This window comes from Dulcicalothrix desertica PCC 7102 (assembly GCF_003991905.1).
GTDB lineage: Bacteria > Cyanobacteriota > Cyanobacteriia > Cyanobacteriales > Nostocaceae > Dulcicalothrix > Dulcicalothrix desertica.
Map to the genome: position 1 here is coordinate 1 of NZ_RSCL01000038.1, position 15,644 is coordinate 15,644.

Genomic DNA, 15,644 nt, shown 5'->3' on the forward strand with positions numbered 1-15,644 from the left:
GCTGTGTTACCTCATGTAGATGCATTTCCGTATTTATATATCTTTACATAGTTTGGTTTATTGGCGCCGACTTACTTATAGAAACTTGTAAATGCTGCGAACCTATCCACGAACTTGGGTTATCCAACCATTCAGTAATCCTTCTCTTGAAAGAAACACCATCAAGTTTTGAATCTTCAAATTGACTATTTGCATTTCTAGGCAGTTTTTTCAACAACTCCAATATAGGACTCTTTGTTTTTTCAGCTAAAGACTGTTGAGCAACAATCATTAACCGAGAAAGTTGACTGTTAGTTAACCTACAAGGATTAAAATAAAGACTATCAATTTTTTCTAAAAGCAACCTATCTAGCTTCTGCGATAACAATCTTTCTGCCATTTTCACTGCAATCTTCTGGTCTTCGCTCTTTGCTTCCAGCTTTGCTTCTTCCAATTCAACATCATCATCAAGCAACTTAGCTCTGAAATATGGAAGTTCCTCCAACCAATTAATTGCTACTCTGCCAAAACCATCAACCCTTCTTTCCCCAATACCTCTATTTTCCAGATTCAGAATTTTCTCTGCTTTTAATTCTCCACTATAACTAAATACAAAAACACTACCTGCTGAAAAAGCTGGTACTTGGGGTAAAGGTAATCCCCATTTACGGTTAAAACCACCGACAAGAACGGTACTAGTATAACTATCCTGTAATTCTAAACCTACATCTAAATATTCTTGTAGAAGCTCAGTTACCAACTCAGCTTCTGGATTTACTATATAATGACCCCATTTATCCCGTAAAATTAAATCACTTAGCAGGGTAACACGAAGTAATTCTCTTTCTCCCCTACAAGAAGCATCAATTCCTAATTCACTCCAATCATCAAACTCTTGAACATTATTAATTTCTGTATATCCATAACCTGCACTTTGGGAACCACCTAACCAAACCTTGCTCTGTTCCAATAAAGGTTTAATTTTTTTGACATCATTTGGGTTATCGCAAATAATCGCAGCTTGAAAAGTTTGCCCAGATGATAATGCATCATAACGAAAAACGGCGCCGCTGCCATCAATACCTTTACCTTTTTTCCGATTCCGCATATTGTGGATATTAATATGGCGCCCTTCTTGGTACAATATAATATCCCTGTCATCATCAACAGTACAACAAAAACTCTCATCTAACGACTTATATGATAAATCCTCATCATGGCACCGATAACTAAAATCATAAACATTCATTTCTCCATATCTAGAGTACTTATCATCTTTTATCTTTAACCAAGATAAAGGTATAGGTAAAGTTCGCTTCTCCTGCTCACCACTATATAGATAAGCATTTAAATAACGACTTTCCCCACTAAAAAACAACCGCTTTACATCCGGTAAAGCTAAAATATCATCATTCTTACCTAACCCACACCCTTGCAGATAACGACTAATCAACAACCCCCTTATCACACTTCCGGGAATATAAGAAAAAGACACATCACTATTTGGGTTTCCTTGAAACGAAGTTACTAAAATAGGTTGCTTAGTATGTAGCAGAAAAGTAATAACCTTCATCTTTACACCCCCTGCTCAAAATCACGAAAATGCTTTTGCGTAACATCAACACCCTGAAAATTATGTAAAGTACAACAAACAAAACCACGTCCTCGGTTACGTCCACTACCAACCCGTCTTAAAGCCAAAGCTCCCAGCGCTAAAAGAGCTAGCATATCCTGAGTTGGTTTGTCCTCAAAAAAAAGCTCTGCAGTAAAACACAAATCTCGTACAATAACCCGACTCGTGCGTAAACTAGTTTTTACAGGAACACCACTTACCGTATCAATAGCAGTTTGACGACGAATAGTAGTTAGAGAAGAAAGAACATCAAACTCAGTTAACTTTTTCACATAACCACTATTATTCCTCTCTCGATACTCCTCCTGTTTCAACTGCAAACCAACAGCTTCTCGTAACTTCCCAGGTAAATAAGCATCACTAACATGCATTTTAGACGTAGTACCCAGCGTACTACCAGATACCCCAAACAAATTTTCCGCAGTAACTTGCCATCGCGAAGAACTTTCCCCAAGCACAGAAATCACATTATCACATTCCTCACTCAACAACCCTTTTAAAGTTCTTCCCCGCAAATAAGGAAAACCATTTACATCATGCTCAACTTCTTGGTCAACCAACCCTGCGACCCCATCACCACGTCCAAAAGTCGTATCACTCAGCAGTCGCATTTTAAATTTATAAATCTCCATTAACTCTTCTCACGTAAAGAAACATAAAACTCTAAAGCTTCAATTGCATCAAAATAACCACAAACTCTTTCACCCTCCCTATCAACCCAACCACATTTATAAAAATCATCATTTGTTGACTTTTCAAAACGTGGTAAATACTCTTCAGTTAAACCACAAACCTCTAAAAACTGCTTTGTTTTATCCTTACCTTGCCGTAAATGTTCCCGTAAAGCTATAACCTTATTACGACGACCAGCCCAATTATCATCCGTATTAAACTTATTTACAACTGTAGTAAAATCTTCCCAATTACGCCAATCATCATCAGAATACAAGTACATAGGTCGCATAGTCAAACAACCTTCAAAAACTTCATACTCACGCTGACGAATTTGGCTAATAGAACCAGATAATCCACTAGCTGCAATATGCCAATCCAAAGCAGAAAAATCCTTACATCCCAAACGTTCCTTTTCCTCACGCATAAAAATTTTAGCATTCCTGCACAGCGCTTCACTTAATTGATAAGCTCTTGCAAATGGGTAATGTGTTTTAACAATAGCAATACCCGCACAAGCAGTTAAATCTTTACCATCTGCAATTTTTTTAGATTCAAACTCTTTAAGATATAGAGCAGCAAGAGACAACCCCAAACGACCATCACAAACGAACGTAACATCATCACCTCCATAAACAAGGGGACGGAAAGGTAAAAACTTTTTCCCATCTCTTTGCGTAACAGAAAACTCTTCCTGTAAATCACCATTAGCTAATTTAACAACTTTCCTTGCAACATCTTTTAGAGCTTCAATACCAGCTTGGTTAACAGTTTTTGACAAATTACGCATAGCGGTAACGTAGTTACGGTCAGACTTACCCTTGCCATACTCCTTAAAACGGTTCCCCATACCATTTCCATCAGCATGAACAATAGCGATATAACTACTTTCTCCTTCCGACCGACCTAAATCATCAACATCATATGGAATTTCATAATCATGCTGTAAATCCTCCTGAAAAATCAAACTTTTAAGCTTTTCATTAGCAGGAGCTTTATTCTTAGAATCAACAACTCTCAGCTTCTCAACAATTTCTCTAGAAACAGGGTAACTAGCAGGAACACCAAAATTATCACTTACATCAACAGCAGACAATCCTGTAGAAACACAATTTGCGGTAACACTCAAACCAAGCAAAGGAGTCGAAGGATTATACGCGCGCTTCTTGCGTTCCAACTCCTTCATCAATCCATCAACGACATCTGCTAACCCCTTCCCCCATTTAAAATAATCACTATGAGCTACCACAATTCTCAATCCGGGAGCATCTCTTAAAACCTTCTCGCTTAAAGCTTTAGTAAACCTAACGGCGCCATCTTTCTGTTTAAATAGAACAACCGCATTACCACCACCAGTATATATCAACTCAGCATCAAGGTCATCCAACTCAATACATTTCTCTTCCGAACATTCATCATAAGTATATGCATTTGTACCAAACTCAGATTTAAGAATAGACTTTACCCAATCATTAGTCGTCTGTTCTACAATAAAAGAGGCGCCGATATTTTCGCGTAAACGATTACTGCCAAAAATATAAGATTGAATCCCCGTCGTATCAATTACAGTTGCAATATATTCATTCATAGTCAAACCTATAACACTGGGCTATTAATTTCAATCCATTGCTTCAACTTTTTCTTAAATTTATCAGTTTGAAGGTCTTTACTACCAAAAACAACAACTTTCTTATCCCTCAAAGTAACTGCTAAATCACGCTCAATACCATCAGGATAATTATTAAAACATACCAAAGCAACCCTTGCTTCATCACCACCTAACTGTCTAGCTCTTAAATGTGCTTCAAACAATTTTTGCTTACAAATTGGCTTAAAACCAGAAGTTGTACAAGATAAAGCAAACAACTGATAATCCCGCATAAAAGCAACATCAAACTCAAACCTATCGTACTTATCATTTCCACTAGCTGGGTCATCAATATGAAAAGACATAGCACACTCGTGAATAGCAGGGAACCCAGAAACAACACTCTTTACCATCTCCAAAACATAATGCTCTAACCAAATACCACTTAACCAAGCACAAGCATCAGAATATTGAGCAAAACCCTTATTTTTAAAACTTCCCAAATCCAAATTTCCTTTCTTATCCAAAACATCAAAATTATCTAAAATAACTTTAATCTTTTCCGGCGCCGAATTTAAGCTAACGATAGTATTAGCTTGGATTAAATTTTCACTCCAAAAATTATCTTTATCCTTCCTTCCATATTCCAATTTATCTCTACACCAATTCTGCCACTGTCCTGCTATACTTGACGCACCTTTTGAAGTATCTGATAAATAAGCATGAAGAAACTCTTCTGCAACATTATATAATATAGGGGTATAATTTGGTGGATTATGTTGCTTCCATCGTAAATTATGTAGACTAAACAGTTCTGCAAAGTTGACTTGAACATCAACAGGAATTGCACTAGGGGATTTACCCTCACGCTCAATCAACATTTGTAAATTGCGCGCATCCAAATAACTATACTGAGGATTGCAATCTTTTACAGCATCCAATACCGCGCGGTAAGCATTTACAGACATTGCCTTCGTCCCACCAGTGTAATTTATCCCCAAATTCAACTCATTTGAACTTTTTTTAAGACCTTCTACATATTTCCCAATTGTATCTCTAATATATTTAGAATCACCTTCTTTTTTATCTAGAGAAATAGTCTTAACCTTAATGGGTTTTAACTTATTCTCTAAAATACGTGCTTCACCAGACGTATTAGTACTATGTACCAGATAAACCGTTCCATTCTCTTTCAGTAAAACCTTCGCTGCAACATAGTTCGGTAAAGGATTTTCACCGACAAGGAGAAACAAATGGTCTACTTGATCTACATTGTTAGTGTTTGGTTCAGCTATACTCATAGGTTTAATATACTATTGTTTGTTTTTACTATACTTACTTTAGTCTTAAATTAATCTGATACATGCTAAATTAGTAATTTAACTTAAATTGACTCAATTAATAATCTAAACAGACATAAAGAGGTAGCTAAAAATACGAAAATTATGTTTACTATCATAAAAAAATCGGTTAATTCGAGTCCAAATAGGTTAAGTATTAGGCTAGAAGGCAATATTTATTTCTCTTCGTTTCCTATTACCCCCTACTCAACCCGACTAAAACGCGCGCTAAAGCTTTTACCATTTCCCGTCCCGAAACATCCTCACCTCTTTCAAGACAATGAACACTACCCGTTAAAACAGGCGCCTCTTCTTCAATAACATCCCGTTCACCATCTATATCACTATAAATTATTGCCACTACTTTTAACCCCAAGGACTCACAAAACTCTTGCCATTCAGGAATTTTTTCTTTCTCTCCAGATAAAATCACAGCATGGGTAGCTTCCCGCATAATAACGCGATTTTGTTCTGAGGTCTTTCCACCAACATCAATAATATTAAGAGGAGTATTGGCACTTCGCACCCAACCTGCTGCTAACTTGGCAAATTCGTCTGTAAATTTGGCTTTATATTCCTCTTTCAACTGCATTGCTAGCTCTGGGTCACGCTGTGCTGCTTCAGAAAACCAGGCGCCTTCACCATCAGGACAAGCGGTAATAACATAAGGATAAGGCGCCCCCTCAATGCCAATTACAGCTTGCTTCAAACCCTCGCGCAAACAAGATTTTCCTGACTTTCGAGGGCCACAAATCACAACTTTTGGGTTAATTTTATCTTTTTGTGGTTCATTAGTTTCAATGATTTCGCCTATTTTATATGCGGGAGTATGGGAAACTGCTGTAATAAAAGTTTTGTATCCTTTTCTGCCAATCTTTGGGTCAAAAATAGCTATGGCGCTGTAAAGTTCAGATACTTTATGCGCTATCAAATAACATACAGGCAAAGACGCAGGTCCATCAATCATTAGTAACTTTCCACCAGAAAGCTCACCCGATGCTATCATCTCATCTAAACGTGCGGCAGCATCCTTAACTATCTGGTCGCCGTGAGCAGGTTTTGCAAAGCCTACTTTCAGGATGTCACCTTCCAGGCTAATGTTATACGTACTCATAAAATCTGATAGTAGTTGTACTCGAAACCCCTATACAGCAAATATCAATCTATCATATCACCCAAATTATACTCAGGATTATGTGTAATACAAATTACGTACTTTCCTAATTTTGGGTCAAAACAACCAATGGCGCCGAAAAGGTGGCAAAGTCGATGTGCTAAAACAAACGCCACTGGAATTGATACCGAGCCGTTAATTTTGAGTAATTGCCCACCTCGCAGTTCACCAGACTTTACCATCTCCTCCAACCGCGCGGCAGCATCTTTAACGATTTGGTTATTTTGTGCTGGTTTACCAAAGTCAACCAGCAAGGTATCCTCATTTCGCTCAATGTTGTAAGTAACCATTGCCTTACCTCCTTGCATGGCTACATCATAAACTATACTTGGAAGACGCTACTTCCAGCATATTTTAACTTAGATTAATAGCAACAAAGGATTTAAGATTGTGGTTAATGAATTTCAAGATACCCCCAGTGTTGAACTGTTGCAGTGGTTAGCGCGCGGTTCATTAAAGCAAAATTTACTCCGCGCGATTCGTTTATGGGTGTGGTTATATACCATTTACGGAGATAAAACAGTGAAGCTTGATTTACCCAACGGATGGAGTTACAGTGATTGGCGCCCTCTATTTTTTAGCGAAACTCATCCTCAAGGAGAACAAATTCCAACAGTACATGATGCAAACTGCGCTTGTGCGAAAACTGTGAGAGAGTGGTTATTTACCTCAGCAACGGGAATTGCCCCAGATGCATGGATAAAAGCAATAAAATCACATTACTGTCATCAGCAAAAACAAAACAACAAAAAACACGGTGATAAGTCGAGCGAATTAGAAAACGCCGAAACAGAATTACTAATTTTTGATTCTCAAGATAAAAAAAACAAGAAAACTTTAGAACAAATCTTGGACTTGCGTTTATTTGCGGTTACTCGTCGTACCCTTCAAAGAGACTTAGAAATTTTAGCCGAACTAGGTTGGCTAAGATATGAAAACCAAAAATACTATAACGTTACGAAATTTCCATCACGTCCTGTAAACAGTTGTGAAAATATACCTCTAAAAAGCGACTACGAATTAAATTTCATGCACGCTGATTTAGCTTGTATTGCAGAAAATCTTTCAAATCAAATTAATGGTGTGCAACGCTTCTTCCTGCAACTCGATTACGTAACTTCTAACAAAAAGACAGATTTAGTCGATAACTGGCATAATGAATTGAAAGAGTTATGGAAGCGAACTCCAGTACCTCCTATCAAAATCACATATGACAGTGCAAGAGTAGGAGGTAATGTTGACTGTGTTGTATTTCCAGTTTGCATTTACTATATGCAAAGGACTGTTTATTTATGCGCTTGTGGCGACAGTCCTGATAGAACAAGCGATTGGTATAATTTTCGTATTGACCGTATTCAAAATATTACTCCGTTAACATGGAATTATCCACATATTCCTAACTACTTACAACAACGTTACAAAAAAGCATCCTTGCCAACTCCAGATGAAATTGCTATTGCAATAGACCAAACAGCTTGGGGATTTGATTTTTACTTAAAATCACGATTAATGATACTAAGATTTGACGACGATTACGATAACCGTTATATTCGCAATACCAATCGTCACGAAACTTTTAAACGCATAAATTACGAAAAAGCAAAAAATCTTATCGTTAAAGAAACCATAGAACCAGACCACCGAAAAATACTACTTAACGTATTACAAAATCGCTCACCACAAGACGCTTATTACCAAGCCAACTATCGCCATAAAGATAATGGTATCATGATGCGCTTACGAGCATGGCGCCCAAGATGTGAAGTCTTATTACCTTTTGATTTACGTCAAAGCATCGCAAAAGACGCCGCAGAAGAGTTAAAGCTCTATCAAGACAAGTTTTAAATTTAATTTATATTTATTTGTAATAGAAGACGAGAAAGACGGCGAATCTGACTCGTAACCTCTTAACATACTAGTACACCAAGGCAAAAGTCAAAAGTCAAAAGTCAAAAGTCAAAAGTCAAAAGTCAAAAGTCAAAAAAATAACACTTATACTGTAAGCTTTTTACCCATTTCAAATGGTAGGTTTATTTCCGCCATCGCGTACTAGTACCTTGATCAGCTTGTAATGGCTATTTTTGTGCTTCCGCTTTTGGGAGGATTGCTATAATTTCACAGTATTAATATTAATACAGAGTTTACGTTGCATAAAAACAAATAAGTAGTGTATTTAATTCAAACATTACGCTACGCCATAGCCAGTATATGGGCGTTTATATGGTGGATGTAATCCTAATACAATATCCTGCTTCGGTACTCCCATCTCTACTAGTTCTTCGGCAATATCTAACTCTGTCATATTGCGCTGTATCCAAATTTTACCGTCTTTAATATCTATATGGATAAAACAGCTATATATACGCTTTAGTTCTTCCCAACCAACATCTAGCAACTGATAATGGTCGTGTTCCGTGTCAAAAACTAATTGACACTCAATATTAGGATTATTCGTATATAATCCTGCTCGCTCTATTAAGAGCTTACGAATACACTGACGATAATGTTCTATTCTTTCCATTCAACAATTTCCTCCTTGTCTGGGTTATAAACAACAAGTTTAAGTTGGTAAGTTTTTACAGCTTCTTGAACAAAGCGCTGCTGAAAAAATGTGGTAAACGTCTCAAAAGGAACTGCTAAATAAATAGTTCTATCAGGTTCAGTCATTTGTAAACCAAGGCGGTAGTTTAAAAATTGACCCAAAGTCCACATGAAAATCAGTAATTGCCGAAGTTCTCAAAAAACTTTTGATTTCAACCGCTATTTTTCGCTCAGATTTTTCTGCTGCTAAAATCCTTTCTGCTGCCAAATCAATGTCAAGCTGAACTTCTTCTATCTTTATTATGAGTGGATCGGCTGTAATTATCCACTGTTGTTTTATTAAGGCTTGTCTTACAGCATCATGAAATCGGTCTTTGGCAGGCATTTGTTTTTATAAGCTTTATTATTTTTAACATTTTATACACAGCTAGGCGCCTCTAAATAAGCTCTCTGTAAAAACATAATTAATCCCTACGGAAAACTCCCTGGTTTATGTGCCTCTACTCTGTGCCCTCTGTGTCTCTGTGGTAAATAGTAGATTTATTACAAGAGTGAGATGGGCTTTCATCTTACTTCTGTCTTAATTATTTATTTAGAGGCAGGCAGGGATGCCTGCTCCACAAGAGGTAATTATTAGCCCCCCTTATTAAAGGGGGTTGGGGGGATCTATTGTTTAGGTTTATTAGTAGATGCTACATGCAACTCCTTAAGCTGCTTGCTATCTACACCGCTAGGCGCCTCTGTTAAAACACACCTTGCTTGCTGAGTCTTCGGAAAAGCAATAACATCGCGTATAGACTCTTCGCCAGCAAGTAACATCACCACTCGGTCTAAACCAAACGCGATACCACCATGCGGAGGCGTACCATATTCAAATGCTTCTAATAAGAAACCAAATTTACCCTGCGCTTCTTCGGGTGAAAGTCCTATGGCTTCAAATACTTGCTCTTGAATGTCGCGTTGGTATATACGTAAACTACCACCACCGATTTCAAAGCCATTTAACACTAAGTCGTAAGCTTGCGCGCGCGCGGTCTTCAAGTCGTTAATATCATCAGGGTGCGGCGCCGTAAATGGGTGGTGTAATGCTTCGAGTCGTTTCTCATCAGCATTCCACTCAAACATCGGAAAGTCAACAACCCATAACAAATTAATTTTCTCAGGGTCGATTAAATTAAATTCTCTAGCGACAAATTGGCGCAATCTATCTAAGGTCTTATTTACAGTTGGGGCATCTGCTGCAGCAAATAGTAGTAAATGACCTGGTTTGGCGCCTGTACGAGTTAGAATTTCTTGTTTTTGTTCTTCTGTGAGGTTGTCTTTGATGGCGCCAATTGTATCAATTTCACCGTTATCGCGTACACGAATATACGCTAAACCCTTGGCGCCTGCTTCACTTGCTTCTCTAAATATATCGCCACCTGGTTTGATACGAACATTAGAAATTGCATCGTTACCGTTGGGGATGGGCAATATTTTAACTATGCCACCGTTTTTGATGGCTTCGTTAAAGACTTTGAAGCCACTGTCTTTCAAAATATCAGAAACGTTAACAAGTTCTAACTCATACCGAGTATCGGGTTTATCACTGCCATACTTATCCATTGCCGACTCATAAGTAATTTGAGGGAAGGGATGTTGTAATTCAATACCTTTTACGGTTTTAAAGATGTGACCAACAAGCTTTTCGTTCAACTCAATAATTTCGGGTTGCGACATGAAACTCATTTCCATGTCTAATTGAGTAAATTCCGGTTGCCTATCCGCACGTAAGTCCTCGTCACGGAAACAACGCGCAATTTGATAATATCTATCACACCCCGACACCATTAAAATTTGTTTGAACAACTGTGGTGACTGTGGCAGTGCAAACCATTCTCCGGCATTTACACGACTTGGTAAAATATAATCACGGGCGCCTTCTGGTGTCGAACGAGTTAAAATTGGGGTTTCCACCTCAATAAACCCTTCATAGTCTTCTAAATAGCGACGCATTGCTTTAACAACTTGATGGCGCAATTTTATATTGTTCGCCATTCTCTCGCGTCGCAAGTCTAAATATCTATACCTCAACCGCACTTCTTCCCGCACTGGGTCAGTATCCGCACTCGATACTTGAAACGGTAATTGTTTACGAACGCCGTTAAGAAGTGTTATTTTGTCGGCGTAAATCTCCACTTCTCCTGTCGGAATACGCTCGTTTAATGATTCGTCAGGACGTTTCGTGACTCTACCGACTATTTCTACTACGTACTCACTACGGAGAGCATTCGCGGCATCATATGAATCTGGGGTGCGCTGCGGGTCGCTGACTATCTGTACGATGCCATCGCGGTCGCGTAAATCTAAAAATATTACTCCTCCGTGGTCACGGCGCCTATCTATCCATCCATACAGGGTGACAGTTTTTCCAATATGTTCGGAACGGAGTTCGCCGCAATAATGAGTTCGCATAGGTTACTTTTCTTAATTTCTTTTACTAGAGAATGATTCGTTGACTTAAAGCTAATACATTATCTAGCATCACCTGTAATTGTAGTAATTCCCGCTCAATAAAAATCAAAAATTTCATTTGTCAAGATTTTATGCTTAAATTTGTCAGCGATTACACTAAATGCTTACTTAAATTTTTATGCAAACTGACCCCAATAACCCACCACTGCCCGACTTAACCCCACCTGACACTCACTCACAACAACAATTTTTGATACCACGCGACAGGCACCGTAAATTTTTCTGGACGTATGTACTCATGACCATAGTTGGGTGGGTTGTCGGTGGGATTGCTAGCATCGCTATTGAAAGAGTTATAAACGAACAATTTATAGTTAAAGCGACTCCCGAAGTTCAAACACTTTGGTTCACCTGGGGAACTTATGTTAGCTTAACTGTCTTTGCCCTTATATTTGGCGCCGACCAAGCACTTGTAGTACGCCGTTACATTTCTGGATGGTGGTGGTTACTAGCTACAAGCTTTGGCTGGTTAACTGCTATAAAAGTTTCTAACGTCTGGCGAGAGTACATCGAAACATTCGGAGCCTCTCTAAACCGTGAGTTAACACCCGAAGAAATTATTATTCTAACTATAGCCTCTACTGTTGCCTTCATTTTCTCCGCAATCTGGATAAGTTTTTTCCAATGGGTAGTACTGCGACGCTACACCAAACAATCTTGGTGGTGGAACTTTATTAACTCATTGGCATTTGCGCTTATCAGTTTTTTGGTATGGTTACTATCTCTAGCTCAAGATTCTATTCCAGAGGTTTACCGCGATTTAGTATTGTATTTGTGCGAACAAGGACTCACAGCACTAATTATTGGAATTATTCCCGCAATTGGTTTTTGTCGTCTTAAAGCACGTGGAATACAAGCTGTCAAGGAATAAACGTTATTAGGAAGCTTATAATGCACGATAATATGACGCAAAATCAATCGACTCCACCTGTTGCTCAAAAACAGCCATATGTTCTAGAGTTACATGGCGACCGTCGCATCGACAACTATTTTTGGATGCGTGATATCGAGAACCCTCAAGTCACTGCTTACCTCGAAGCTGAAAATACATACACTGAAGAGGCAATGAAGTCAACTACTGATTTACAGCAGCAGTTATATGACGAAATTCTTTCTCGCATTAAAGAAACTGATTTATCTGTACCAGTTCGTAAGGATAATTATTATTACTATTCACGTACCGAAGAAGGTAAAGCATACGCTATTCACTGTCGCAAACAAGGGAGCTTAGAGGCGCCTGAACAAATTCTACTCGATGAAAACGAACTTGCAGAAGGGCAAGAGTATTTTAACGTCGGAGTTTTTCAAATTAGTCCTAATCACGAAATACTTGCGTATGCTGTTGACAACAATGGTTCTGAAAGATACACAATTTATTTCTTAGATTTAAAAACGTTCAAGTTATATCCAGAGACTATATCCGATACATATTATTCCTTTGCGTGGGCAAATGATAATCAAACAGTTTTTTATACAAAAGTTGATGAAGCAAATCGTCCTTTTAAACTTTTTCGTCACCAATTGGGAAAACCACAAGAAGAAGACGTTTTAATTTACCATGAGCCTGATGATTCCTACTTCTTATCTGTAGGTAAAACTCGTAGCGAAGCTTACATTGTGATGAGTTTGGGCAGTCAAGTTACCTCCGAAGCTCATTTCCTCGATGCCAATAACCCCTTAAAAGGCGCCTTTCAAATAGTAAATCCGCGCGTTCAAGGTGTAGAATACGAAATCGAACATCATGGTGATTACTTTTACATCGTTACCAATGATAAGGCAATCAACTTTAAATTAATGAAAGCTCCGGTTGCTTCACCATCACAGCAAAACTGGGAAACGGTAATACCCCATCGTGAAGATATTATGCTGTCGGGTGTCAGCTTATTTGCTAAACACTTGGTCATTTATGAGCGCGTAAATGGCTTACCATGTGCAACCGTTCAAAACTTAGAAACGAATAAATCCCAAAATATCACTTTTCCCGAACCGACATACGGATTCTTTGAAGGCAGCAATCCAGAATTCAACACCAATATTCTACGCTTTACTTACACCTCATTAATTACACCTCCATCTGTATTTGACTATGACATGGAGACAAACGCGCGGGAATTGAAAAAAGAAACTGAAGTTTTGGGTGGATACGATAAAACTCAATACGAAAGCGAAATGCTTATAGCTACCGCATCTGATGGCGCCAAAATTCCTATATCTATCATTTACAAAAAAAATACAGCTAAAAAAGGTACAGTTAAAAATGGGCAAAATCCATTATTCTTAACAGGGTATGGTTCCTATGGCTATCCATATCCAGCAACATTTTCATCAAGCCGCTTACCTTTATTAGAGCGTGGCTTTGTTTTTGCAATTGCTCACATTCGTGGTGGTGGAGAATTTGGACGTAAATGGTACGAAAGCGGTAAGTTCCTAAACAAGAAAAATACCTTTACTGACTTTATCACCTGCGCTGAATATTTAATCGAGCAAAAATGGACATCCGAGCAACACCTCGCTATTTCTGGTGGTAGTGCAGGTGGACTACTAATGGGCGCCGTCATTAACATGCGTCCCGACTTGTTTAAAGTAGTCGTTGCTGATGTACCCTTTGTAGACGTAGTAACAACAATAGCCGACACATCACTACCTTTATCAGCTATCGAATGGGATGAATGGGGCAACCCTAACGAAAAAGTTTACTACGATTACATGAAATCTTACTCTCCTTACGACAACGTAGAAGCAAAAAACTATCCCCACCTACTTGTCACAGCAGGTTTAAACGACCCGCGCGTTAAATATTGGGAACCTGCAAAATGGACGGCAAAACTTCGAGAACTCAAAACCGACAAAAATATTCTACTGCTAAAAACAAATATGGGCGCCGGACATGGTGGCGCCTCTGGACGCTATGAAAGCCTAAAAGAGCTAGCGTTTGAATATGCTTTTGTTCTCACTTGGCTAAAAAACTAGAAACCCTTGTTCTTACGTTACATGTAACGTCTCTACATGTAACGTCTTTACTTGCCAATATTGAAACATTCGTTGCAATGGCGCCTAAATTTGCCTTGCCATCAAATCACAACAATTTTGTATTTCATAATACTGTTTTTTTACATATACTGTGGATATTGCTGAAATTAAATCATATTTCGCTCTGTGCTTTAAGGTTCGTTACGTGAATATCTTGCCCAATGCATAAAAATTTATATGTTAATCACAAATAATTGCAAAGTTACAAAAAATTAACTGTAACAAAAGCATTCTAAGAAATTGCCGACAGGCGTTAAAGTATTAAATAGCTAAGTTGGAACCTTATAGTGATTAAAAAACTCTAAATAACTAAATTGTTTAAATAAAAAACAATAATGAAAATTGATTCACATATTTGGAACTATACATATGTTTATATTTAATACATACTCATTACCGCCAGACTCGAATACAACACATACACTAGTTTTAGTCAATATAGAAAAATCTTCATCTGTAAAAGTACAAAATATTACACAGAAACCAGCGACTAATAGAATATCGCAGAGTCGAGAAATAATTGATGACGCGCAGCTACAATCGTTGAAGAGACAGCTTTTTAATCAAGTTAACGCATCTTGGGCACAAAGAAAAACACTTAGTTACGATTTAGTATATAAAGTGGCAATGGGCACTAATGGAGAAATAATTGCTTACGAAGCAGTAAATCAAATTGCACGTAATCAAATTGGCAAAACTCCTTTACCCAAATTAGTTTACGGTCCAAAGGACTCTGTTTCACAGACAAAGCAACCCTTTGGAAGTTTCCGTGTTGTGTTTCGTAAATCAGGAGTACTAGAAATTAGTCCTTGGAGAGGGTTTCGCACGACTCCTGATGTTATAGGTGATAAAATTACCAATCCTAGACAGCTAAGAAGACTACAACGACAACTAACAAGTACGTTACGTCAAAATTGGGAAGGTAAAACAACGGCAAAGCAAGATTTAAAGTATCGTGTCGCTGTAAACAAAAATGGTGTAGTCGCTGACTACGAACCAATTAACCAAGTTGCATACGACCATTTCCGCGAAACACCCTTACCCATGATATTCCAAGAACTTCACGGTTCCAACATCGCTGCTCCCAAAGATAAAGAACCCCTAGCGCATTTTCGCGTCGTCTTCAAACGTGACGGTTCATTACAAATTACACCCTGGCGAAAATTACGTTAA

12 protein-coding genes and 1 pseudogene are annotated in these 15,644 nt (G+C 38.2%); 4 read left to right on the forward strand and 9 right to left on the reverse strand.

Annotation, left to right across the window (positions count from 1 at the left end):
• Positions 1–43: 43 nt before the first annotated feature.
• The 6 genes from DSM106972_RS44990 to DSM106972_RS45015 form a co-directional block, all read right to left on the reverse strand.
• Complete coding sequence (locus DSM106972_RS44990; protein ID WP_127086807.1) at positions 44–1,552, reverse strand: RAMP superfamily CRISPR-associated protein; 1,509 nt, start codon at positions 1,550–1,552, stop codon at positions 44–46.
• Positions 1,553–1,554: 2 nt separating this feature from the next.
• Positions 1,555–2,244: an RAMP superfamily CRISPR-associated protein gene (locus DSM106972_RS44995; RefSeq protein ID WP_127086808.1), complete on the reverse strand. Its 690-nt coding sequence runs from the start codon at positions 2,242–2,244 to the stop codon at positions 1,555–1,557.
• Positions 2,244–3,872: a Cas10/Cmr2 second palm domain-containing protein gene (locus DSM106972_RS45000; RefSeq protein WP_233787054.1), complete on the reverse strand. Its 1,629-nt coding sequence runs from the start codon at positions 3,870–3,872 to the stop codon at positions 2,244–2,246. Before DSM106972_RS45000 ends, DSM106972_RS44995 begins: the two co-directional genes overlap by 1 nt.
• A gap of 8 nt (positions 3,873–3,880) precedes the next feature.
• Positions 3,881–5,173 carry a Card1-like endonuclease domain-containing protein gene (locus DSM106972_RS45005; protein WP_127086809.1) on the reverse strand — a complete coding sequence of 431 codons (1,293 nt, stop codon included), beginning with the start codon at positions 5,171–5,173 and terminating at the stop codon, positions 3,881–3,883.
• Positions 5,174–5,408: 235 nt separating this feature from the next.
• Positions 5,409–6,326 (reverse strand): CRISPR-associated protein Csx3, encoded by a 918-nt coding sequence (locus DSM106972_RS45010; RefSeq protein ID WP_127086810.1) that lies wholly within the window; start codon positions 6,324–6,326, stop codon positions 5,409–5,411.
• 44 nt (positions 6,327–6,370) lie between these two features.
• Positions 6,371–6,676: a CRISPR-associated protein Csx3 gene (locus tag DSM106972_RS45015; RefSeq protein ID WP_127086811.1), complete on the reverse strand. Its 306-nt coding sequence runs from the start codon at positions 6,674–6,676 to the stop codon at positions 6,371–6,373.
• Between the two features lie 100 nt (positions 6,677–6,776).
• Here DSM106972_RS45015 and DSM106972_RS45020 point away from each other — a divergent pair, with 100 nt between their 5' ends.
• Positions 6,777–8,231 carry a TIGR03985 family CRISPR-associated protein gene (locus DSM106972_RS45020; protein WP_325052278.1) on the forward strand — a complete coding sequence of 485 codons (1,455 nt, stop codon included), beginning with the start codon at positions 6,777–6,779 and terminating at the stop codon, positions 8,229–8,231.
• Between the two features lie 340 nt (positions 8,232–8,571).
• Here DSM106972_RS45020 and DSM106972_RS45025 read toward each other — a convergent pair whose 3' ends face one another.
• The 3 genes and pseudogenes from DSM106972_RS45025 to aspS all read right to left on the reverse strand — a co-directional run bounded on the left by DSM106972_RS45025 (position 8,572) and on the right by aspS (position 11,381).
• The gene (locus DSM106972_RS45025; protein WP_127086813.1) at positions 8,572–8,907 is read right to left on the reverse strand and encodes a XisI protein; all 336 of its coding nucleotides are present in this window, start codon (positions 8,905–8,907) and stop codon (positions 8,572–8,574) included.
• Positions 8,895–9,312, reverse strand: a pseudogene (locus tag DSM106972_RS45030) (element excision factor XisH family protein). The gene DSM106972_RS45025 and the pseudogene DSM106972_RS45030 overlap by 13 nt, the downstream one beginning before the upstream one ends.
• Before the next feature lie 281 nt (positions 9,313–9,593).
• Positions 9,594–11,381: an aspartate--tRNA ligase gene (gene aspS, locus DSM106972_RS45035; RefSeq protein WP_127086814.1), complete on the reverse strand. Its 1,788-nt coding sequence runs from the start codon at positions 11,379–11,381 to the stop codon at positions 9,594–9,596.
• 178 nt (positions 11,382–11,559) lie between these two features.
• On the opposite strand from aspS, the gene DSM106972_RS45040 reads away from it, so the two are divergent.
• From DSM106972_RS45040 to DSM106972_RS45050, 3 genes are all read left to right on the forward strand, one after another.
• Positions 11,560–12,312 (forward strand): hypothetical protein, encoded by a 753-nt coding sequence (locus DSM106972_RS45040; protein ID WP_127086815.1) that lies wholly within the window; start codon positions 11,560–11,562, stop codon positions 12,310–12,312.
• A 20-nt stretch (positions 12,313–12,332) separates the two neighbouring features.
• Positions 12,333–14,411 carry a S9 family peptidase gene (locus DSM106972_RS45045; protein WP_127086816.1) on the forward strand — a complete coding sequence of 693 codons (2,079 nt, stop codon included), beginning with the start codon at positions 12,333–12,335 and terminating at the stop codon, positions 14,409–14,411.
• 429 nt (positions 14,412–14,840) lie between these two features.
• A complete protein-coding gene (locus tag DSM106972_RS45050) occupies positions 14,841–15,644 on the forward strand; it encodes a hypothetical protein (protein ID WP_127086817.1) in 804 nt (267 codons plus the stop codon).